11 protein-coding genes are annotated in these 22,923 nt (G+C 72.8%); 9 read left to right on the forward strand and 2 right to left on the reverse strand.

What is annotated here, in order from left to right; all coding sequences use genetic code 11:
• Position 1: 1 nt before the first annotated feature.
• From ACWEN6_RS08515 to ACWEN6_RS08530, 4 genes are read left to right on the forward strand one after another with little or no spacing between them, the layout of a single operon-like run.
• On the forward strand, positions 2–1,414 hold the full coding sequence (locus tag ACWEN6_RS08515; protein WP_452569608.1) for an ABC transporter substrate-binding protein: 1,413 nt from the start codon (positions 2–4) through the stop codon (positions 1,412–1,414).
• Entirely contained in the window at positions 1,411–2,253 is an 843-nt protein-coding gene (locus tag ACWEN6_RS08520) for an ABC transporter permease (protein ID WP_452569609.1), read from the forward strand. The genes ACWEN6_RS08515 and ACWEN6_RS08520 overlap by 4 nt, the downstream gene beginning before the upstream one ends.
• Positions 2,254–2,293: 40 nt before the next feature.
• Positions 2,294–3,049 (forward strand): ABC transporter ATP-binding protein, encoded by a 756-nt coding sequence (locus ACWEN6_RS08525; protein ID WP_452569610.1) that lies wholly within the window; start codon positions 2,294–2,296, stop codon positions 3,047–3,049.
• Entirely contained in the window at positions 3,050–5,722 is a 2,673-nt protein-coding gene (locus ACWEN6_RS08530) for a fumarate reductase/succinate dehydrogenase flavoprotein subunit (RefSeq protein WP_452569611.1), read from the forward strand.
• Between the two features lie 114 nt (positions 5,723–5,836).
• On the opposite strand, the gene ACWEN6_RS08535 is transcribed toward ACWEN6_RS08530, so the two are convergent.
• Positions 5,837–7,174 (reverse strand): hypothetical protein, encoded by a 1,338-nt coding sequence (locus ACWEN6_RS08535; RefSeq protein ID WP_452569612.1) that lies wholly within the window; start codon positions 7,172–7,174, stop codon positions 5,837–5,839.
• Positions 7,175–7,312: 138 nt separating this feature from the next.
• On the opposite strand from ACWEN6_RS08535, the gene ACWEN6_RS08540 reads away from it, so the two are divergent.
• Positions 7,313–8,341, forward strand: coding sequence for a polyprenyl synthetase family protein (locus ACWEN6_RS08540; RefSeq protein WP_452569613.1), 1,029 nt, complete (start codon positions 7,313–7,315; stop codon positions 8,339–8,341).
• 173 nt (positions 8,342–8,514) lie between these two features.
• On the opposite strand, the gene ACWEN6_RS08545 is transcribed toward ACWEN6_RS08540, so the two are convergent.
• Entirely contained in the window at positions 8,515–11,364 is a 2,850-nt protein-coding gene (locus ACWEN6_RS08545; RefSeq protein ID WP_452569614.1) for a choice-of-anchor L domain-containing protein, read from the reverse strand.
• Positions 11,365–11,717: 353 nt separating this feature from the next.
• Between ACWEN6_RS08545 and ACWEN6_RS08550 the strand changes: the two genes are divergently transcribed.
• From ACWEN6_RS08550 to ACWEN6_RS08565, 4 genes are all read left to right on the forward strand, one after another.
• Positions 11,718–14,360, forward strand: coding sequence for a M4 family metallopeptidase (locus tag ACWEN6_RS08550; RefSeq protein WP_452569615.1), 2,643 nt, complete (start codon positions 11,718–11,720; stop codon positions 14,358–14,360).
• 7 nt (positions 14,361–14,367) lie between these two features.
• Entirely contained in the window at positions 14,368–17,904 is a 3,537-nt protein-coding gene (locus ACWEN6_RS08555) for a S8 family serine peptidase (protein ID WP_452569616.1), read from the forward strand.
• A 278-nt stretch (positions 17,905–18,182) separates the two neighbouring features.
• The gene (locus tag ACWEN6_RS08560) at positions 18,183–19,376 is read left to right on the forward strand and encodes an adenylate/guanylate cyclase domain-containing protein (protein WP_452569638.1); all 1,194 of its coding nucleotides are present in this window, start codon (positions 18,183–18,185) and stop codon (positions 19,374–19,376) included.
• A gap of 568 nt (positions 19,377–19,944) precedes the next feature.
• Positions 19,945–21,657: a cellulose binding domain-containing protein gene (locus ACWEN6_RS08565; RefSeq protein ID WP_452569617.1), complete on the forward strand. Its 1,713-nt coding sequence runs from the start codon at positions 19,945–19,947 to the stop codon at positions 21,655–21,657.
• The last annotated feature ends 1,266 nt before the right edge of the window (positions 21,658–22,923 follow it).

Raw genomic sequence — 22,923 nt, forward strand, 5'->3', positions numbered from 1 at the left:
CATGCGCGCAGCCCTGGCGTCGATCGCCGTCCTGCTCGCCGCGACCGGCTGCTCGGTCGCCGGCGCGGCGGGCGGCGGGGAGAAGACGACGCTGGTCGTCGGCTACCAGTCCAAGACCATCAACACGGTGACCGCCGGAACCCTGCTGCGGTCCCTCGGCTACCTGGAGAAGCGGCTCGGCCCGGGGTACTCGGTCGAGTGGCAGGACTACGACACCGGCGCGCCCATCACGGCGAAGATGGTCGCCGGGAAGATCGACATCGGGTCCATGGGGGACTACCCGCTGCTGATCAACGCCGCCCGCACCCAGGGCATCCCGGCGGCCCGCACGCGGCTGGTGTCCATCACCGGGTACAACCTGCGCGGCGGGCTCAACATGGTCGTCGTCCCGCCCGGTTCCACGGCCAAAACGCTCGCCGACCTCAAGGGCGCCACCATCTCCGCCAGCGCCGGCTCCGCCGGGCACGGCACGCTCGTCCAGGCGCTGGAGAAGGCCGGCCTCGACCCGGCCCGCGACGTGCGCGTCGTCAACCACCAGCCCGCGGTGGGCGCCTCGCAGCTGGAGTCCGGGGGAGTGCAGGCGTACGCGCAGTTCGTCGCCTGGCCCGGCCTGCTGGTCTTCCAGCACAAGGCCCGGCTGCTGTACGACGGCTCGGCGCTGGACGTGCCGACCTTCCATGGCGTGGTGCTGCGCGAGGCGTACGCCAAGGAGCACCCCGAAGTCGTGGACGCCTTCCTCAAGGCCCAGATCGACGCGACACGCTACCTGCACGAGCACCCGCTGGAGGCCGCCGAGTCCGTCGCCACGGCCACCGGCCTGCCCGCCGAGGTCGTCTACCTCTACAACGGCCCCGGCGGCATCGCGACCTTCGATCCCACGCTCAAGCCGCCGCTCCAGGCCGCCCACGAGCACGACGTGCCGTTCCTCAAGCGCATCGGTGACGGCTTCCCCGGAGTCGACGTCCGCGCGTTCGTCGACGACTCCTACCTGCGCAAGGCGTACGGCCCCTCCTACGACGCCGACCTGGCCTCGACGGCCAACCCCGCGCGGATCACCGGGCCCGACCCGGTGTGCGGCAAGGCGGCCGGCGACCCGGCGACCGCCTCGGAGCTGTGGCTCGCCGGCGCGACGACGACGCGGCCGGCCGCCACGCCCACCTGCCTGCTGCGCCGGATCGCCGCCGCCGGCGCGCCCGTGCGCGCCGCCTACGTCCCCGACACCGTCACCGGCACCCGGTGGTTCGCCGACGGCTCGGTCTGGCTGCGCGACCCCGCGGCGGCGCCCGACGCCAGGTTCCTGCCCTTCACCACGCAGGACGGCGCCGACGCCTACCGTCGGCAGCACCCGAAGACGCGGCCGCTCTCCTACGAGGAGGCGCTGCGGGCGGCCAAGGCGGGCGGCGAGGCGCGGTGACCGCGCCGGCCCGGACCTCCCCACCGCGGGCGGCCGCCGCTCCCACGCCCGCGCCGCGCGGGGCCCGGTGGGGCTGGGCCGCCAAGGCGGCCTCGCTGCTGGCCGCCGCCGGGGTGTGGCAGGCGCTCACGGTCACCGACGCGCGCCTGTGGCTGCGGTTCGACCGGCTGCCGACGCTCGGCGACATCGCCGCCGAGGCCACCCGCCGCCTGGCGGACCCGGTCTACTACCTGGACCTGCTGCAGAGCCTGCTGCGCATCCTCACCGGGTTCGGGCTGGCCTCGGTCGCGGGCGTGGCCGTCGGCGTCGCCGTCGCCCGCTCGCGACGCACCCGCCACGTGCTGCTGCCGCTGCTGGAGGCGGTGCGCCCGATCCCGGCGATCGCGCTGGTCCCCGTCGCCATCCTGCTGTTCCCCACCGACGAGCAGGGCATCGTGTTCATCACCTTCGTCGCCGCCTTCTTCCCGGTCATGGTGAGCACCCGGCACGCCGTGCGGGCGCTGCCCACCCTGTGGGAGGACGCCGTCCGGACCCTCGGCGGCGGGCGGCGGCACGTTCTGTGGAACGTCGTGCTGCCGGGCATCCTGCCCGGCGTGTTCGGCGGCCTGTCGGTCGGCATGGGAGTGGCGTGGATCTGCGTCATCTCCGCCGAGATGATCTCCGGCGAGTTCGGCGTCGGGTACCGCACCTGGCAGTCGTACACGCTGGTCGACTACCCGGCGGTCATCGTCGGGATGGCCACCATCGGCCTGCTCGGCTGGTCCACCTCGGCCGCCGTCGAGCTCGCCGGGCGAAGGGCGACCCGCTGGCTGCCCCGCGCCGAGGGGCGGGAGTCGTGACGGGGCGCCGACGGCGGGCCCGCCCGGAGAGGAGCACCACGTGACGACGCTCGCACGACCGGCGCGCACCGGCGAGTCGCGGCCGGGCCTCGGGTTCACGCTGGACGGGCTGTCGCTCGGCTACGGCCGCGGCCCGGTGCTGCACGAGGTCGGCCTGGACATCGTCCCCGGCGAGGTCCTGGTCGTCGTCGGGGCCTCGGGTTCGGGCAAGTCCACGCTGCTGCGCGCGATGGCCGGGCTGCTCGCGCCGCACGGCGGCCGGATCCTCGCCGACGGGGTGCCGGTCGCGGCCACCTCCGCCGACCGGGCCATGGTCTTCCAGGATGACGGCCTGCTGCCGTGGCGCACCGTCCGGGCGAACGTCGAGCTGCCGCTGCGCATCCGCGGGACGCCCCGGCGCGAGCGCGCCGCGGCCGCCGGCGCGTGGATCGCCCGGGTGGGCCTGGCCGGCGCGGAGGACCGGCTGCCGCGCGAGCTGTCCGGCGGCATGCGGCAGCGGGTGCAGCTCGCCCGCGCCCTGGTCGGCGCGCCCCGCGCCGTGCTCATGGACGAGCCGTTCGGCGCGCTGGACGCCCAGACCCGCGCCCAGATGCAGCGCCTGCTGCTGGAGGTGCTGGCCGACACCCGGGCGACGGTGGTGTTCGTCACCCACGACGTGGACGAGGCGCTGCTGCTCGCCGACCGGGTGGTGGTGCTCGGCCGCCACGGCGTCCGCTCGGTGATCGAGATGCACGGACCGCGCGACCCCGCCGCCGACCGGAGCGAGACGCGCGCGAGGATCCTGGAGGAACTGTAGATGGACATCCCCTCGATCGAGGACCGCCTGAGCCTGGACTGCGACGTGCTGGTCGTCGGCGGCGGCACGGCCGGGACGATGGCCGCGATCACCGCGGCCGAGCGGGGAGCCCGCGTGCTGCTGCTGGAGAAGGCGCACGTGCGGCACAGCGGCGCGCTCGCCATGGGCATGGACGGGGTCAACAACGCCGTCATCCCCGGCAAGGCCACCCCCGAGGACTACGTCGCCGAGATCACCCGCGCCAACGACGGCGTCGTCGCGCAGAAGACCGTCTACCAGACCGCCACCCGCGGCTATGAGATGGTCCGGCGGCTGGAGCGGTACGGCGTGAAGTTCGAGAAGGACGAATACGGCGACTACGCCGTGCGCAGGGTGCACCGCTCGGGCAGCTACGTGCTGCCGATGCCCGAGGGCAAGGACGTCAAGAAGGTGCTGTACCGGGTGCTGCGCCGCCGCGACATCCGCGAGAGGGTGCGCATCGAGAACCGCGTCATGCCGGTCAGGGTGCTCACCGACGGCGGCAGGGCCGTGGGCGTCGCCGGGTTCGACACCAGGTCGGGCCGCTTCGTCACCGTCGCGGCCGGGGCGGTCATCCTGGCCACCGGCGCCTGCGGCCGCCTCGGCCTGCCGGCGAGCGGCTACCTCTACGGCACCTACGAGAACCCGACCAACGCCGGCGACGGGTACGCCATGGCCTACCACGCGGGCGCGGAGCTCAGCGGCATCGAGTGCTTCCAGATCAACCCGCTGATCAAGGACTACAACGGACCCGCGTGCGCGTACGTGGCCAACCCTTTCGGCGGCTACCAGGTCAACAGCCGGGGAGAGCGGTTCGTCGACTCCGACTACTGGTCGGGCCAGATGATGGCCGAGGTCGCCGCCGAGATCTCCTCGGCGCGCGGGCCCATCTACCTGAAACTGACCCACCTGCCCGACGAGACCATCGGCGCGCTGGAGACCATCCTGCACTCCACCGAGCGCCCCACGCGCGGCACCTTCCACGCCGGGCGCGGCCACGACTACCGCACCCACGACGTGGAGATGCACATCTCCGAGATCGGCCTGTGCGGCGGCCACTCGGCGTCGGGGGTGTGGGTGGACGAGAACGGCGCCACCACGGTGCCCGGTCTGTACGCGGCCGGGGATCTGGCCTGCGTCCCGCACAACTACATGATCGGCGCGTTCGTGTTCGGCGACCTCGCCGGCGCGCACGCCGCCGCGCACCACGGCGGCGCCCCGGCGGCGCTCCCGCAGGACCAGGTCGCCGCCGCGCACGAGCTGGTCTACCGCCCGCTGCGTCACCCCGGCGGGCCGCCGCAGCAGCAGGTGGAGTACAAGCTGCGCCGCTTCGTCAACGACTACGTCGCCCCGCCCAAGACCGCCGCCAAGCTGGAGATCGCGCTGGAGTCCTTCGAGCGGATGCGCGAGGAGATCGCCTCTATGGGCGCGCGTACCCCGCACGAGCTGATGCGCTGCGCGGAGGTGGACTTCATCCGCGACTGCGCCGAGATGGCCGCCCGCGCCTCGCTCACCCGCACCGAGAGCCGCTGGGGGCTGTACCACGAGCGCGCCGACCTGCCGGCGCGCGACGACGGCCGCTGGCTGTTCCACCTCAACCTCCGCAGGCGGCAGGACGGGGCGATGGAGTTCCTCAAGCGTCCCGTGGAGCCCTACCTGGTGCCGGTGCCGGAGTTCGCGCCCACGGGCGGGGAGCCGGTGCCGCTGGGCGCCCACGTCTCCACGGCGGTGCGGCGCGTCGAGTCCGTGCGCGCCGGACGGGCCGCCGTCGGCCGATCGCCCCGCATCCTGGAACTGCACCGGCTGGCCGAGGAGCAGCCCACCGCCGACCGGCTCGCCCCCTACCTCGCCGACCCCGACCCCAAGGTCAGGCGGGCCGCCATCGCCACGCTCACCGAGACCGTCCCGGACGGTGCGGGCGCGGCGCTGGTCGCCGCGCTCGGCGACGACCACGGCGCGGTGCGGCGCGCCGCCGCCACCGGGCTCAGGGAGCTGGCCGAGGTGCTCCCCGCGACCCCCGAGTTCGGCGCGGCCCTGGCCGGGCGGCTCACCGGGGGTGACGCCGTGGTCAGGGCCACGGCGCTGGACATGCTGCGCGCGTTGCGGCTCGGCGACCGCGAGGTGTTCCGCGCCGGCATGGACGACCCCGACCGGCGCGTGCGCATCGAGGCGATCCGCGGCCTGGTCTCCCTCGACGAGGCCGACCTGGTGGCTGCGGCCGCCGGCGACCCGTCCAGGGAGGTCAGGGTCTGGGCTGCCAGGGGCCTCGGGCTGGTGGGCAAGCCGTCCGCCGCGCTCGGCGCGCTGGCGGCCGACGCCGACCCGCTGGTCAGGGCGGCGGCGCTGGAGGCGTCCGGCGCCACCGGCGCCCCGCTGGAGGCCCAGGCGCTGCGCGGGCTGGCCGACCCCGCCTGGCAGGTGCGCGTCGGGGCGGCCCGCTGCCTGGGCGCCGCGGGCGGCGGCCAGACCGCCCAGGGTCCCCTGGTCCAGGCCCTCTCGGACGCCAACCTGGACGTGCGCAAGGCGGCCGTGCTCGCGCTGACCCGCTGGGCGGGTGCCCCGGAGGTCGCCGCGGCGCTCTCGGCGGCCCTGGGCGACCCGGACGCCGACGTCCGCGCCTACGCCCGCCGCGCACTGGAGGCGACCCCCGCCTGAGCCGGCGCCCCTCCTGCGGGCGGCCCGCCACGGCTCCTGCGTCGTCCAGGCGCCGTCCGCGCGACCGGCTCGCCACGGCTCTTCCGTCGTCCAGGCGCCGTCCGCCCGGCCCGCTCAGCGCCCGCAGAAGTCCTGGCACCCTCCGAAACGCCCGGTGTCGGGCGCCGCGAACGCCGTGTCCGTCGTCCCGTCCACCGCCGCGGTCATCGTCGCCTTCCAGATGGGGGCGACGATGGTCGTGCCGTCCACCCGCGCGTAGTGGCGGCCGTGGATGGTGACGTCCCTCAGCGGGTGCAGGAAGGGTTGCTCAGGGACGCCGAGGCCGACGGCGGAGGCCAGGCCGGGGGTGTACCCGGCGTACCAGGCGCTCATGTAGCCGTCGGTCGTGCCCGGCATGACCGCCGCGTCGCGGCCGACGCCGTTCAGCGTGCGGCGGTCGGCTCGCAGCAGGCCGGTCACCGCGTCGGCGACCGCCGGCTCCAGGGCCTGCTCGCAGCGCGGCGGGAAGTCGCGAACGGCCCCGGAGGGCTCGCGGATCTCCGCTATCGCGGTCGGCTCGCAGTGCAGACCCCGGGCGGCGAAGGTCGCGTAGGTGCCGGCGACCGAGACCGGGTCCACTTCGTTGACGCCCAGCGTGAACGTCTCGACCTCCAGCAGCGGCCTGCCGTCGGCGCGCCGGAGTCCGAGCCGCTCGGCCATCTGGACCGTCTCGCACAGGCCGACCTTCTGCTGCAGTCTGAGGAAGAAGGTGTTCACCTGGCCCTGGGTCCCCGAGCGCAGGGTGGTGAAGCCGCCGGCCGGTTCGCGGTTGTGGGCGACGTGCATCGGGTCGCCGACGTTCTCGCCCTTGCAGTTCTTGAACGCCGGGTACCCGGTGGCCTGGTAGGTGTCGGGTCCGCGGATCCCGTCGCCGTAGCGCATGCCCTTGGCCAGCGCGGCGGCCAGCGTGTAGGGCATCGCCGTCGTGCCCTGCAGGAGCCCCTTCACCTCCCCCGAGGCGCTGCTGGTGGCCAGCGCCCTGATGGCGCCCTCGCCGGGCACGATGAGGGCCTGCGAGGCCACCTGCGGGTCGTCCCGGCCGACGTGGGCGTCGATCGCCCGCTGGGCGGCCTGCTGCATCCCCTGGTCGATCGTGGTCCTGATCGTCAGGCCGCCGCGCTCGAGGAGCTCCTTGTCGTAGGCGAGGAGCTGGTCGCGCACGTACCGGCAGACGTAGGGGTACCTGCTGCCCGCGCAGTCGTCCGGAAGCTCCTCGATCACCGCGCCATGGACGTCCGTCAGCACGCTCTTCGCCGCCGCCGCGGGGGAGCTCACCGCGGGAGATGGCACGGGCGAGCGCGCCGCGACCGGCCCGCCGCCGCCGCCCTGGTCGTGCTGGAGGAGGAGGAAGACCACCACTCCGGCCGCCACCACCACGGCGGCGGCACCCATGACGACGAGCAACCGGTTCATCGGTCCCCTCCGGTGAACGACACACGCTGTCCGATCCGCTGAACGTCTTCCTCTCCGATGGTGACCCGGGGCACGGGGATCATGAAGCGCTAGAGTCGCAAAGTCGTGAATATGTGACTTCTTCGGCTGGAGGGCGGAATGGCTGGATCGGCCCTGGAGCAGGTCGCGCCGGCCGACGGCGAACTGGCCGGGCGGCTGCGCAAGAGCATGGCCGCGGTGGAGGCCCGGCTGCGGGACGCCGCCGCCGACTCGCCCGACCCGCTCATCGTCCAGGCGGCCGGTTACCTGCTGGATGCGGGCGGCAAGCGCTGGCGTCCCCTGCTCGTGCTGCTGGGCGCCGAGTTCGGCGACCCGGAGACCGCCGAGGTGTCCGACGCCGCGGTGGCCGTCGAGCTCATCCACGCGGCCTCGCTCCACCACGACGACGTGATGGACGACGCGCCGCTGCGCCACGGCGTGCCGAGCGCGCAGATCAGATGGAACAACAAGATCGCCATCCTGGTCGGCGACCACCTGTTCGCCCGAGGCGCGACCGTCAGCCTGGAGCTCGGCGAGGCCGCCAGGCGCGCGCAGGCCCATGCCTTCGAACGGCTGGTCAGGGGGCAGGTCAGGGAGGTGGCGGGCCCCCGGCGCGGCGAGGACCCCGTCGAGCACCACCTGGAGGTGGTCCGCGACAAGTCGGCCTCGCTGATCGCCCTGGCCGTGCGGCTCGGCGGGATGTGCGCGGGCGCGGACGCGGCGGCGGTGCGCGCCCTCGGGGAGTACGGCGAGGCGCTCGGCGTCGCCTTCCAGCTCTCCGACGACATCATCGACATCGTCTCCGAGGCCGACCGCGCGGGAAAGGCCCCGGGCGCCGACCTGCGCGCAGGGGTTCCCACCCTCCCGGTCCTGCTCGCCCTGCGCGGGGCCGGGGACGTGGCCGGGGCGGGGGAGGACGCCGCGGCCGGGCGGCTGCGCGAGATCCTCGGCGCGGGCGCCGTCCCGGACGACGGCCCGCACGCCGAGGCGCTGCGCCTGCTGCGCGCCTCACCCGCGCTGGAACTGGCCCGCGCCGAGGTGGCGCGGTACGCGGGCGAGGCCAGGGCGGCCGCGCGGCGGCTGCCGGAACGCGCCGCCCGCGACGTCCTCGAGTCCCTCTGCGACCTGGTGACCGGCCGCTCGGCGTAGGAGGATCTCCTCCCTGCCTGAGAGGTCCGGCTTGAGTGGTCGGGCTTGAGTGGTCGGGCTTGAGTGGCTCGGCCGGATCGGTCCGGCTTGAGGGCGGCCCCGGCCTGGGGCCTCGGCCGCACGGCCCTGGTGACCGGCCGCCCGCTTGGGCGGGACGGCCACCAGGTGCGCGGTCACAGGTCGAGGGCGGTCTTGACGTAGGAGCCGTCGATGTTGCCGGCGGCGTCGATGCTGCGCAGGTGCAGCGTCCAGGTGCCCGTCGAGCCTGCCGGTTTGATCCAGTAGAACGGCTGGGCGTAGGTGGCGTACTGGGTCCGGTCGCCGGGGTCGCTCGACTCGATGGCCCACTCGATGCGTTCGACTCCGGCCCCGCCCGCGTCGGTGCCGCCGGCGGTGATGCGCACCCGCCGCTTGCCCTCGAAGGTGTCGTAGGTGAGGTTGACGGTGGTGTCGGGCGGGGTCTCGTCGTCGGCCCCGCCGCCGGTGACGGTGGGCAGCGGGTTCTGCGCCGGGCAGATGTCGCAGGGCAGGACGGCGACCCTGGTGGCCGGCACCGTCACGCCCGCGCCGGCGAAGGTGATGCGGTTGTTGGGGTCGGTCAGGATGGGCTCGTAGGCGATGGTCGAGGTGACGACGCCGTTGACCCAGGTCCGCAGCCGGATGTACACATACCCGTTGGCCGTGGTGGTGATCTCGCCGGCGGCCTTGCCCTGGGTGAGGAACGCCGAGATCTGCTTGTACGGCCCGGTGCCGGCGGCGTACGAGCTGCCCGGGATGTCCTCCATCTCGATCTCGGTCGAGGGGTCGGCGAAGCCGGTGCGGCGGCCTGCCGAGTCGGTGAGCAGCAGGTTCACCGGGCCTCTGACCATCACCTCCGTGCCGGTCAGCCCGCCGGCGCCGGCGAGCTGCTGGGCGTCGTCGGCGGTGCGCAGCGCGGCCAGGCGCCCGGCCGTCGGGCCCTCGCCCTGGATGGCGTAGACGGCGCTGGCGATGACCTGCGACTTGTTGGGCAGGTCGGCGTGCCCGATGCCGGAGTACGGCTCCAGGACCACCGAGTCGCCGCGCAGTTCGGGGGTCAGGCGCGCCGACCCGAGCGGGACGGTGCCGTCCCCGTGGTCGCTCCAGTTGACCAGCACGCCGGTGCCCGGTGCGCACGTGCGCCACCAGCCGAACTTCTCGTCGCAGTGCTCCTCGGCGAACTCGTCGAAGCTGACGACGGTGGTCACCCCGTCGCCGATCAGGCGGGTCAGGCCGACCCGCGCGTCGGCGGGCCTCCATTCGTCGGCCTGCTGGTGCCAGGCCCGCGCGCGGTCGATCAGCGTCAGGTTCTTGTCGCTGAGCAGGTTGCGCACCTGGTCGGGGGTGAGCGGCCCGCCGGGGACGCGGTTGACCGGCGGCTCGACGACCCGGTGGTAGGCGTCGGAGGGCAGCAGCTCCAGGAAGCCGGGGAAGTTGCGGGTGATCTTCGCGGCCTCGTTGCGGTTCAGCAGGCACCGGCCGCCGACGAAGTCGATGACGCAGGGCGTCTTGTAGTGCAGGACGCCCAGCGCCTTGGCCGCGCCGAGGTAGGGCGTGGCGATGGTGGAGATGCGGTTGACCTTGCCGGCCGACCGCGCGTCCCTCATCGCCGCGTTGACGACCAGGCCGCCCTGTGAGTGGGCGATGATGTTCACCCGGTCCGACCCGGTGGCGTCCCTGATGCGCTCGATGCGGTCCAGGAGCTGGTTCTTGTTGACGGTGGCCGACTTGCGCCAGTCGACGGGGGACAGGAACAGGTTCTCGCCCGGCTGGGGCGCCTCGATGTCGCCCAGCACGTACCCGGCGTCCTTCAGCAGCGTGACGGTGTCCTGGTAGATGGACTTCAGCCCGAGGATCTTCATGATCACCTCGGAGCCGTACACGCCGTTGCCCTTGGCGTCGGTCAGGCCGTCGTCGTTCAGCATGATGTTGTCGAGGTGGGAGTCGGTCGGGTTCAGCAGCTTGGTGCCGCCCGGCCACCACTCGGTGCCCGACTCGTCCACGAGCTTGGTGCCCATGATGCCGGGCACGAAGATGACCGGCTTGGTGACCGGCTTGGCCCCCGTCCCGCACTCGGCGCCGGTGTCCTGGGTGTACGAAAGGCCGCGCAGCAGCACCGCCGAGTCGTACACCGCGTCGTGCTGGTCGAACACCGACAGGTAGATCTTGTGCGCGCCGCCGGTGACCGGGGTGCCGGCCTTCATCAGGGGAGTGGCGCCGTCGTAGGTCGTCCCGGACGCCGCCGCGGCGCTCATCGCCAGCAGGCCCGTCGTGTTGGTGGAGATGACGTTGCCCGAGGGGTCGAAGGCGAAGTTGTCCGGCGCCAGGATGGTCGAGTCGTCGGTCGTCCAGGTCGACCTGTCCAGCTCGGCCACGAACCCGTCGTTGTAGGCGCTGCGCACGAACTCGGGGAACTCCTCGCTGAAGAACTTCATCTCGAAGGTCAGGCAGCTCGCCCACGCGGGGACGTCCAGGTCGACCTGCAGGACGGTGACGTCGTAGGCGCTCTCGCCGCGCACCTTGCCGCCGCCGGAGTCGCGGCCGGAGGACAGGAAGTCGTTCGGCTCGGGCGCCAGCGTGGCGTCGCCGGTGGTCAGCAGGGCGCCCTCGCCGGACACGCCGCCGATGCCGTGGCCGACGCCGTTGGTGCCGGACGTGGGCGGCGTCGTGACGTATCTGGCCCCTTCGAGACTGCCGTCGGCGACGAGCGCGCCGGCCAGCGCGGCCGCGGCGTCGGCGCCGGTGCCGACCGGCGTGACGCTGCCCGCCGCGACGTCCAGCGCGGTGGCGCCGTCCCGCTTCGCCGCGCGCCGCTTGGCGGCCGTGCGGGCCTTGGCGGCCCGGTCGCGGGTGGTCTTGGCGTCGGCGGGCGCGCCGACGGAGATCGTGTGCCGCTCCGGTGCGGGCGGCGACGGTGGAGCGGGATCGGCGAACGCGGGGATCGCCAGACCGGTGCACGCCACCACGGCGGCGAGCATGACGAACAACGACCTGCGACGCACCACGTGCCTCCAGGCGGAGTCAGGCCCGGGGGAACGGGCTGGTGAGGGGGTGTGGGCGCGGCGAGCCCGGCCGGCCACGACGAGGTTTCGGAACGACGCCGATGATCAAAATTGGGCTCAACATATACATCGACCGATCACCGGTCAAGACCGAAAAGTCGCGATTGACGGACCGGTATCCGTGGCCTGATACTCCGGTTGATCAAGGTATTTCCTTATCTCCCCCTTATCGACCCCCCGCATCTCCGCCCGCCTCCGCAGAGGGATCCCGCGCACGCCATCCGTGGCCGACGCGCGCCCGCATGCCGGCGGACCCCCGTTGTCGATGGCGCACGGCTCACGTGTGGAGGCCTGTCATGCGTTCGGCGAGAAAGGCACGTCCCGCGGTCCGCGCCGCGGCGCGGGCGTCATGGATCGGCGCCGCCGCGGCGGCTCTCAGTACGGCCGTCACCTGGGCGGTGCTCGCACTGCTCACCACCGGCGCCGAAGGGCTGGTCGGCGGCTTCCTGTCCGGGAGCGCGAACGGCGTCACCACCACCGCGGCGGCCGCGACCGGCGGCCCGGTCGACTGGTGGTCGGCCACGCTGTCCACCGGCGGCCGGATCTGGCCGGTCCAGTTCCTGCTGCAGGGCTCCCCGCTGGTGCTGGTGGCGCTCGGGCCACTGGCCGCCGGCGTGCTGGCGGGCGTGCTCACCCGCGGCCGTGCCCGGCTGCTGGCCGCCTCCGCCGCGTACGCGGCGGTCCTGACCGCGGTCGCCGCGCTCGTCGCCGCCCTCGCGCCCGGCGAGCTCGCCTCGGTGTCCACGCCCGCGCCGTACGCCTTCGGCCTGGGCCTCGCCTGGTGTCTCGCCGGCGGCCTGGCCGGTCAGGCCCTGCGCGCGCTCGTCGCTCCGCGCCGGGTGAGGCTGCTGGCCGGGGCCGGCGCGGGCCTGCTGGCCGCCCAGCTCGCCCTGTCCGGATCGGCCGCCGCCGCGCCCGCCGCCGAGCAGTCCGCCACGCTGCCGCTCGGCATCGCCGCCGCGCCCCCCGAACCCGCCCCCGTCGGCTACTACCGCCCCGGCGTCTCCCAGGCGCTGGCCCGGGTGGGCCTGGACACCGCGCGCCAGAAGGCGTCCCGCGACATGACCGCCGGCAGCGTCAACATGGCCAGGGAGCCGTGGCTCGGCGTCCCCACGATGGCGAGCCTGGACAGCCCGGTCGGCAAGGATGTCACGAGCTGGCTGCGGTCCAACGCCGCACTGTTCGCCGTCAAGGACCCGGTGGCGCAGCTACGGCCGATGCCCGCCCGCGCCAAGGACCCGCTCGGCCAGCGGCACGACTGGTTCCAGCAGCAGATCGACGGCGTCCCGGTGTACGGGGCCAGGGTCGGCGTGCACCGCGACGCCAAGGGCACCACGGTGCGCGGGCTGACCAACGGCCTCATCCCCGACCTCGCCCCGGTCGCCACCCGGCCCACCCTCGGCGCGGACGCCGCCGTCGTCGCCGCCACCCGCGCCATGCCGGACGGCAGGACCGTCGAGCCGCCGGTGCTCTACCTGCTGCCCGGCGACCCCGACCCCGGGCGCCCGGTGCCGGTGACGCTCGTCTGGCGGGTGTGGCTCGCCGCGGCGGACGGCCGCTCGACGGTCTACTACGTGGACGCGCTCAGCACCGGACGCGTCGTCACCTTCGAGCCGGGCCGGCTTGAGTTCAAGCAGCGCCGCGTATGGGACCTGCGCAACAGCGACGAGACCGACGACGACCCGGCCAGGGTCGAGGGCCAGGGCCCCGTCTCCGAGCCCGACGTCAACGCCATCTACGACCACAGCGGCCGCTTCTACGACTACATGATGTCCACCTTCGGCCGCGACAGCTGGGACGGCGAGGGCGCCCGCATGGACGCGGGCGCGCGGTACTCCTCCAGCGCCGACGGCACGCCCGAGAAGAACGCCTTCTTCATGCCCGAAAGCGGCATGACGGCCTTCGGGCAGGGCACGGCGACGCTGACCATCGTCTCCCACGAGTGGCAGCACGGCGTCACCTTCTCCACCGCCAACCTGTTCCAGCTCTTCCAGGGCGGCTCGCTGCACGAGAGCTTCTCCGACGTGTTCGCCGCCTTCACCGAGGCCAAGGTCACGGGCAGCACCTCGTGGAAGGCCGGAGAGGGCAGCTCTCTCGGCGTCATCCGCGACCTGGCCAACCCGCACAACATCACCTATGACGGCATACCGCACCCCGCACACTACAGCGAGTACTGGCTGGGCTGCGCCGACAGCGGCTGGGTGCACTTCAACAGCCTGATCCCCAGCCACGCCTGGTACATCCTGGCCACCCGCATCGGCGTCACCAAGGCCGCGGAGATCGCCTACCGCGACCTGACCGTCTACCTCGGCCCGCGGTCCCGGTTCACCGACACCCGCGTCGGCGCCGTCCAGGCGGCCTACGACCTGTACGGCAAGAACTCGCCGGAGAGCCAGGAGACCTGGCGGGCGTTCGGCGCGGTGGGCATCGACGGCGTCTACGAGTCGCCCCGCCAGGTGTGCATGTGCTTCGCCGACGAGTCGCTGACCGGCGTCGGCCTGAAGGGCATGGACCCGGGCGGCTCGACGACCGACGCCACCGTGGCCGCGCTGCTGCGCACCCGCGACCTGTTCGAGAACGCCGAGTCGGGCTCGGTCCTGCACTACGCCCACCTGTACGCGCGCACCAACAGCCGGGCCATGGAACTGCTGACCGCCGACGACGGCCTGCGGCAGCGGACCGCCCACCTCATGCAGTCCATGGAGCCCGCCTTCCGCACCGTCGGCACCCGCGACGGCGACCGGGTGATCATCACCCAGACGCTGATCAACGAGATCAACGCCCTCGTCGACGCCTACATCCAGGCCGACATCGCCTCGGGGAACGGGGGCGAGCTGGCCGCGGTCCTGCGCGCCGACCGCTCCTTGGTGGACAGCCAGGCCCTGGTCGGCAAGACCGCCAACCAGGTGCTCGCCCAGCTCGACACGATCTTCGAATAGGAAGCCCATGCGCCGCCTGCTCACGGCCTTACTCGTCCCGGTCCTGCTGCTGGCCGCCGCGCCCGCCGCGGCGGCGGCCCCAGCCGCCGGGCCCTCGCCCGCGGCGGCGGCCTCGCCCGCCCGGCTCGACCGCGCGGTCGCGGAGAAGCTCGCCCGGAACAAGCGCGCCGACGTCTTCGTCGTGCTCAAGGAGAAGGCCGACCTGTCCGCCGCCCGCGCGCAGCGCACCCACGCGGCCAGGGCGGCGCAGGGCTACCGGGCGCTCACCGCGACGGCCGAGCGAAGCCAGAGCGGCCTGCGCGCGTTCCTGCACGCCGAGAAGGCGCTGTTCACCCCGTACTGGCTGGTCAACGCCGTGCTGGTGCGCGGCGCGAGCCGCGAGCTGGTCGACCGGCTCGCCGCGCGGTCCGACGTCGCCAGAGTGCGCCCCGCCGGCTCGGTCACCATTCCCGAGCCCGACCGCACGGCCAAGGCCGTCGCGCGGGCGGCGGCGGGCGTCGAGTGGGGCGTCGACCAGATCGGCGCCCCGCGCGTCTGGTCGGATCTGGGTGCGAGGGGCCAGGGGGTCGTGGTCGCGACCATCGACTCCGGCGTCCAGTTCGACCACCCCGCCCTGGCCTCCCACTACCGCGGACGCAAGGCCGACGGCACCTACGACCACAACTACAACTGGTACGACCCGACGCTCGTGTGCGGCGTCCCGTCGCTGAAGCCGTGCGACAACAACGGCCACGGCACCCACACGATGGGCACCATCGTCGGCGACGGCGGCATCGGCGTGGCGCCCGGCGCCACCTGGATCAGCGCCAAGGGCTGCGCCTCCTCCACCTGCTACGACGACGACCTGCTCGCCGCCGGCCAGTGGATGCTCGCCCCGACCGACCTCAACGGGGCCAACCCGCGCCCCGACCTGGCTCCGAACCTCGTGAGCAACTCGTGGGGCGGCTCCCCGGGCGACCCGTTCTACCAGGGCATCGTCGACGCCTGGGTCGACTCGGGCATCTTCCCGCTGTTCGCCGCGGGCAACGAGGGCCCCGCCTGCGGCACGGTCGGCTCGCCCGGCGGGTACGACAACGCCTACGCCGTCGGCGCGTACGGCGCGGACCTGAAGATCGCCGACTTCTCCAGCCGCGGCGACGCCGAGACGCCGGGGATCAAGCCGAACATCAGCGCCCCCGGGGTCGCCGTGCGCTCCTCGATCCCCGGCGGAGGCTACGAGGTCCTCAGCGGCACCTCCATGGCCACACCGCACGTGGCGGGCGCCGTCGCGCTGCTGTGGTCGGCCGCGCCCGCCCTGCGCGGCGACGTCGCCGCGACCCGGCGGCTGCTGGACCAGACCGCCGTGGACGTCGTGGACTACTCCTGCGGCGGCGCGAGCGACGACAACCGGGTGTGGGGGCAGGGCCGGCTGGACGTATTCGCCGCGGCCGTCTTCGCCCCGCGCGGCCAAGCGGGCACCTTGACCGGCACCGTGCGCGACGCCGGGGGCGACCCCGTGCCGAACCCGACGGTGACCGTCGCCGCCTCCGGCGCCAAGCGGACCTTCACCGGCGCCGCCGACGGCGTCTACACCCTGTCGCTCCCGCCCGGCTCCTACACGGTCACCGCCACGGCGTTCGGCTTCGCCCCCGCCTCGGGCGCCGCGACCGTGCCGGCCACCGGCACCGCCGTCCGCGACCTCACGCTGTCCGCCGTCCGCCGGTACGACATCTACGGCGAGGTCCGCCAGACCGGCGGGGAGCCGCTGCCCGGCGCCGTGGTCTCCATCGAGAACACCCCCTACCCGCCGGTGACCACCGAGTCCGACGGCACCTTCGCCATGATCGGCGTCCCGATCGGCACCTGGCGGATCAACGTCAAGGGAGCCCGCTGCGGCGGCTCCACCACGCTCACGGTGCAGGTCGACGGCGACGAGTTCGTGCCCATCGACACGCCGCTGCGCAAGGACTCCTACGGCAACAAGTGCGACGTGGTGCCGTCCCTCACCTGGGTGAACGGGACCACGCCGCTCGCGCTCACCGGCGATGACGCGGGAGCCGCCGTCACGCTGCCGTTCACCTTCCCGCTGTACGGCAAGCCCTACACCAAGGCCTGGGTCTCGACCAACGGGTTCATCAACTTCGCGCGCAACACCAACCTGGCGCAGAACGGCCCCATCCCCAGCCCGGGCCTGCCGAACGCCGCCGTCTACGCCTTCTGGGACGACCTGATGGTGGACTCCTCCGCGAGCGTGCTCACCGCCACACTCGGCACCGCGCCCAACCGCCGGTTCCTCGTCGAATGGCGCAACGTCACCCTGGTGGCCCAGCCGTCGGCGCGGCTCACCTTCTCCGCCGAACTGCACGAGAACGGCCAGGTGCTCTTCCAGTACAAGTCGCTGACGTCCGGGTTGATGCCACGGGGCGGCTCCGCCAGCGTCGGACTGGAGAACGGCACCGGCCTGCTCGGCTTCGACTACTCGGTGGACCAGCCGATCCTGCGCCCCGGCATGGGCATCCGCTTCTACGGGCTCGGCGTGGTGCAGGGCTTCGTCAAGGACCACCAGGGCGCCAGGCTCGCCGACGTCCCCGTCGAGCTGGTCGACCCGGTCGGCGGCGACGTCATCACCGACACGGTCTCGGACGCCTCCGGCCTCTACCGGCTGTACGTGCCGCAGGGCTCCTACATCGTCGTCATCTCCACCCCGGACTGGGAGTACTCCAGAAGCGAGATCACCGTCACGACCGAGGGACAGGTGATCGGCCTCGACATCACCGTGTACCCGATGGACAACACCGTCACCGGCCACGTGCGCGACGGCACGGGCGCGCCGCTGGCCGGCGTCCTGGTCGGCGTGCAGGACTACCGGGTGCCGCCGGCGACGACCGACGCGCAGGGCGCCTACCGGCTGACCGGCGTCATGGGCGGCCCGCAGTTCATCCAGGTGTACCGGCAGGCCTGCGACATCGTCATCCAGAAACGCATCACGGTGGGCGGTGACCTCCAGGCCGACCTGACCGTCGGCATGCCGATCGAGCACTCCGGCTTCGCGTGCGCGCGCACCCCGAAGGCCTACCTCCCCGGCGTCGACCCGATCGGCGTGGACGACTACACCAGCGTCATGGTGCCGCTGCCGTTCGCCTTCCCGCTCTCGGGCAAGACCTACGCGGCCGTGGGCGTCGCGTCGCTCGGCACGCTGCTGTTCATCGATCCGCTGTCCACCAAGTGGTCCTGGGCCGCGCCGCTCAACGATGACCTGCACTACGACGAGCGGTCCTCGGTGCGCACGGCGACGCTGGGGCAGGGCGCCGACCAGCGCTTCGTCACCGAATGGCGCGACGTCGAGCTGAGGGGCACCGGCCTGCGCGTCACCTTCGAGGTGGTGCTGTACCCCGACGGACGGATGCTGTTCCAGTACGGCGACCTGCCCGACGACCCGCGCGTCCGCGTCGGCGACGGACGCACCCAGGTCGGCAACGTCTACGGCCCCGACCTGCTCCTCATCAGGGGACCGCTGGACCCGGCCGTCGCCTTCGCCATCCGCCCCGCGCCCCAGCAGCCCTGACGTCCGAGGTCCCCCGGCCGCCGCCGGACCGGGGGACCTCGGGCCGCCGGCAGCCCGGACGGCCGAGGTCCCCGGCCCGGCACCGGACCCGGGGCTCCGCAGCGGTCTTGACGGCCGAGGTCCCGGCCCGGGCTCGGGTCCGCGACCTGGACCTGGACCTCGCCGACCACAGTCGCTCAGCGGGTTCGGGCAATTACCATGAGTTGTCTACCATGTCCGGGTGACCTCCGAACCCCCCACCGGCCGGCTCGCTCCGGGCGGTTTCGATCTCGCGCGTGATGTGGCCGGCGCTGCCGCTGACGCTGGTCGAGCGGTGGCTCGCCACCGGCCGCGGCGCGGCGGACGCGCGCCGCCTGCTCAGCGGCCACACGGTCCGCGGCTACAGCGTGGTGTCCGACACCTCCGGGCTGACCAAGGTCAGCGGGCGGCTCGGCCTGCTGGAGGTGCTGGCGCTCATCGACCGGCCCAAGCGCGTCCTGCACCGCCACGGCGCCGCCGCCGGCGGCCGGGCGGTGGGCGTGTGGGCCGCCGACAACGCCCAGATGTTCCACCCCGCCTCGACCGATGCGCGGGTCCTGCTGTCGGCGTTGCTGCGGGCGCGCGACGAGATCGAGCGCCACTGCCGCGTCCGGGTCGGCGTCGGAGTGCACCTCGGCGACTTCTACGACCTGGCCGGCGGGCTGTACGGCCCCGACGCCGACCTCATCGAGGACCTCGCCGAGAACCACGTCGAGGGCGGTGAGATCGCCGTGACGCAGGCGGTGGTCGACCGGCTCCCGGACGGCCACGGCTTCGCCCTGCGCCGCGGCCACGAGGCGGACGGCCTCGGCGCCGTGCACCTTCTGCTGGACGGCCCGCGGCCGCCCGCCGAGCGCCCGCCGGAGGCCGGCACCTACCCGATCCCCTACTCCTCGGCCTTCTACGCCGACCTGCTGCGGCTGGACGGCCGCCCCCATGACGCCGGCCTGGCCGCGCGGCTCGCCGCCCTGCACCTGCGGCGGCGCACGGTGGTGCTGGTCGAGCGCGACGCCGTCCCCGCCGCGACCCCCGAGTTGGCACTGCTGAACGGGCTGGCGCTCTCCAGCGTGATGAGCAGGACGGGCCTGCGCCTCATCCCCCGCCCGGGCGCCATGGAGGTCAAGGTCAGCGGCCCGCTGGCCATCTACCTCTTCGACGATCCGGCGCCCGCGGTCCGCTTCGCCGAGCGCATGCGCGCGGGCCTCGCCGACCACGGCATCTCCTGCCGCATCGGCGTGGACACCGGGCCGGTGCTGGCCGGTGAGACCCCCTCCGGCGGCTGGGACGTCGCCGGCGCTCCGGTGAACGTGGCCTCCAAGATGGCCCAGGACCTCGGCACGCCGGGACGGATCTACCTGAGCGAGGCCATGGGCGAGCACGTCTCCTTGGGGAAGGCGTACACCCCGGTCCGGCACACCGTCTCCGGGGTGAGCATGGCCTGCTACGAAGGCTGACCGCACAGGCGCGCCGCCGTGGCCGCAGGCGGCGGCGTCCCCGCGGGCCGGTCGCCGGCCCGCCCCGGCCGCGTGGGATGATCCGCGACCGCGATCACCGGTCCGGGTCTCTCGCCGGCTCTGACCGAACCGGCCCGTCAGCCGGGGCGGTGGAGGGCGCGGCGCACGGCCAGGCCGCCGAGGGCCGCCGACGCGAGCGCCGGAATCCCGCCCGTGCGAGGTCGCGGATTGCTGAGCTGTAACTTTCACGGCTCGGCGCGACATACACACAGTTCGAATGCTCGCGGGCCCGCCTCGTGCTTGACCTTCCGTCGAGGGCGGAACCACACTCCGCTGGAGTGTCACTCCCGCGCGACCATCTGAGCGGTCCGCATCCCCGTCGCACACGCGTGCCGGTCCATGCGAGGAAATGTTAACGCTAACAATTGAACCGAAGTAGATCACGGTCGAAAAAGTGATCGATAACACGATCAAGGTCCAGCCCGGTGGCGACGCCGGAGACCGGCGCCGACCGGGCCAACGGGACCGAGAAGGCGCTGATCGGCGCCTACAGCACAAAGGAGAAGACATGACGCAGGATCAGAACGAGCCCATGAGCGGCGAGCGGAAGGTGCTGAGCCGGAGGAGCATCCTGACGACGATCGGAGCCGTGCCGGTCATCGCGGCCACGGCGTCGATCGTGGGGGCCACGGAGGCCGCGGCCGCCACGGCGGTCATCAGCCCGGCGGCGCAGCGGCAGACGATCCGCGGCTTCGGCGGCATGGCCCACGCGGCGTGGATCGGCGACCTGACGGCCGCCCAGCGGGACACGGCGTTCGGCAACGGCGATGGCAAGCTGGGTTTCTCCGTGCTGCGGATCCCCGTCAACGAGAACCAGTCGGACTGGAGCCGTGACCTGGCGACGGCGAAGCGCGCCGTCGAGCTCGGGGCGACCGTCTTCGCCTCGCCGTGGAACCCTCCCGCCAGCATGACCGAGACCTTCACTCGCGGCAGCCAGACCAACGCCAAGCGCCTGAAGTCCGGTTCGTACGCCGCCTACGCCAAGCACCTGAACGACTTCACCACGTACATGCGGAACAACGGGGTGAACCTGTACGCCATATCGGTGCAGAACGAGCCCGACTACGCGCAGGACTGGACGTGGTGGACCAGCGCCGAGATCGTGCGGTTCCTGCGGGAGAACGCCGGCTCGATCGGCACCAGGGTCATCGCGCCCGAGTCCTTCCAGTACATCAAGAGCATGTCGGACCCGATCCTCAACGACGCCACGGCGCTCGCCAACGTGGACATCATCGGGGCCCACCTCTACGGCACCTCCTACTCCAACTTCCCCTACCCCCTGTTCAAGCAGAAGGGCGCCGGCAAAGAACTCTGGATGACCGAGGTCTACTACCCCAACAGCAGTGATTCGGGGGACCTGTGGCCCCAGGCGCTCGACGTGGGGGAGCACATCCACCACGCCATGGTGGACGCCGAGTTCCAGACCTACGTCTGGTGGACCATCCGGCGCAGCTACGGCCCCATGCGGGAGGACGGCCAGATCAGCAAGCGCGGAGCCATGATGGCGCAGTTCGCCAGGTTCGTCCGCCCCGGATATGTGCGGATCGACGCGACGGCGAACCCGGCGTCGAACGTCTACGTCTCGGCGTACCGGAACGGCGACACGGTCGTCATCGTCGCCCTCAACAAGAACACCTCCGCGGTGAGTCAGCAGTTCACCCTGTCCAACACCACCGCATCCGGCAGCGTCTCCTCCTGGGTGACCGACGCGAACAGGAACGTCGCCTCCCAGGCGGCGACCAGCATGTCCAACGGCTCCCTCACCGTCACGCTTCCCGCCCGGAGCATGACGACCTTCGTGACCAGCATCGCCGGCGGCGGCCCCTCGCCCACCCCCACCCCGACGCCCACGCCCACCGTCACGCCCACCCCGACGCCCACCCCGACGCCCACCGGCGGCGGGACCGGACCCCGGGTCGCCTACACCATGAACAGCTGGAACAACGGCTTCACCGCCAGCATCAGCATCACCAACACCACGGCCTCGACGATCAACGGCTGGACTCTGGTCTTCACCCTGCCCTCCGGCCAGGCGATCACCTCAGGCTGGAACGCCACCTACTCGCCCTCCAGCGGCCAGGTGAGCGCGCGCAACGTCGACTTCAACGGCACGCTCGCCCCCGGTGCCACCGTCGAGATCGGCTTCCAGGCCACCCACACGGGAAACACCGCCGAGCCGACCGCCTTCACCCTCAACGGCGTCCCCTGCACCGTGGTCTGACCGGCGGGTGAACCCATGCCCCGACGCCCGACCGGCGAAGGGACGGGTGCGGCCCCTCAGACGAGGGAGGGGCCGCACAAGTCGGCAGGGTGCATCACCTCGTGCTCATCTTCTGAACGCACGGGTGGAACCTCCTCGATATGCGACGGCTGCCCGTGACACGTGCATTCGCGCTCCGCGCATTCTCATGACGTGTGCCCATATCCCGTCGCTCTTTCTACCGTCATCGACAACGGTGACTTCGGCCGGTGAACGACCTGTCGACGATGACCGAGCCGTTTCCCCTGTTCGGCCTGCCTCAGGTGGCCTGGGTGCGATCACACCGTGACCGGCGCTCTGTTTCATCGCGGGATGAAAATGCTCGGCGGCCAATTCGGTGGGTATCGGCCTGCCATTAACAATGCCCGTTGGATTTCCTGACCGCACTTAATGGTTCCGGTGAGCGCTGATATGGGTCTTCCGGTCGCGGCCGTTGAAAGGGTTCGCGGGCGGCGAGCGCGTGTTCCACTTTGTGTCCGGTCTTCTTGGAGAGCGCTCCCCGTATGTTCCGGACACGGGCGGCGCGGTCCCGCTCGGCGGCGGCTCGTCGCTCACGACATCCGCGAGTTCCGCGACTTCGAGACCATCCGCATCGGCCGAGCGCCGCGGGGCGCCGGTGGCGGCTCATGCGGCCGGTGGCCGAGGCCGCGACCGGGAAGGTGCGCCGAGCGCCTTCGGGTGTAGCGAACAGCGAGCTCACCTCGTTCCGCGACCATCGAGGGCGTGCGTGGGTGATTTATCCTTATATGCGGTAAAAGGTGCGAACAGAGAGCGGCTTCTCGATGCACCCGCAGACTTCTTCGGCCCGCTCTCCCCGGCTCTCGGCGGGAGCCCGGCCGACCGCAGGACCGCCGGCGGCTTTCCGGACGCCGTGCACCGTGACGGCTCCGCGACCGGTCACCGGGGACCCGCTACGGTGCTGCTCGCCCGCATGGCGGCCGGTGTCCACACCTCCAGGGTTGAACCCCCTCCGCGATGTCACCTTTCGCGAGGACACCGGTCAGGCCCGGACCGGCCGGTCGCCGCAGGAGAACCCACCTGCGGAGACCTGGCGATCGGCGCTCTCCGCCACGTTCGGCGCCTCGACATGGCCCACGCCCGACGGCACTGCCGCAACGACCCTCGCCGCTTGCCCACCCTGTTCCACCTCTGAACGCAAATCGCCCGCTATGAGACATATTTGCAACATGCCGGGGCCGTGGAAATAGGGGGGCCGTTAGGGGTCGC

This window comes from Sphaerisporangium sp. NPDC004334 (assembly GCF_053602655.1).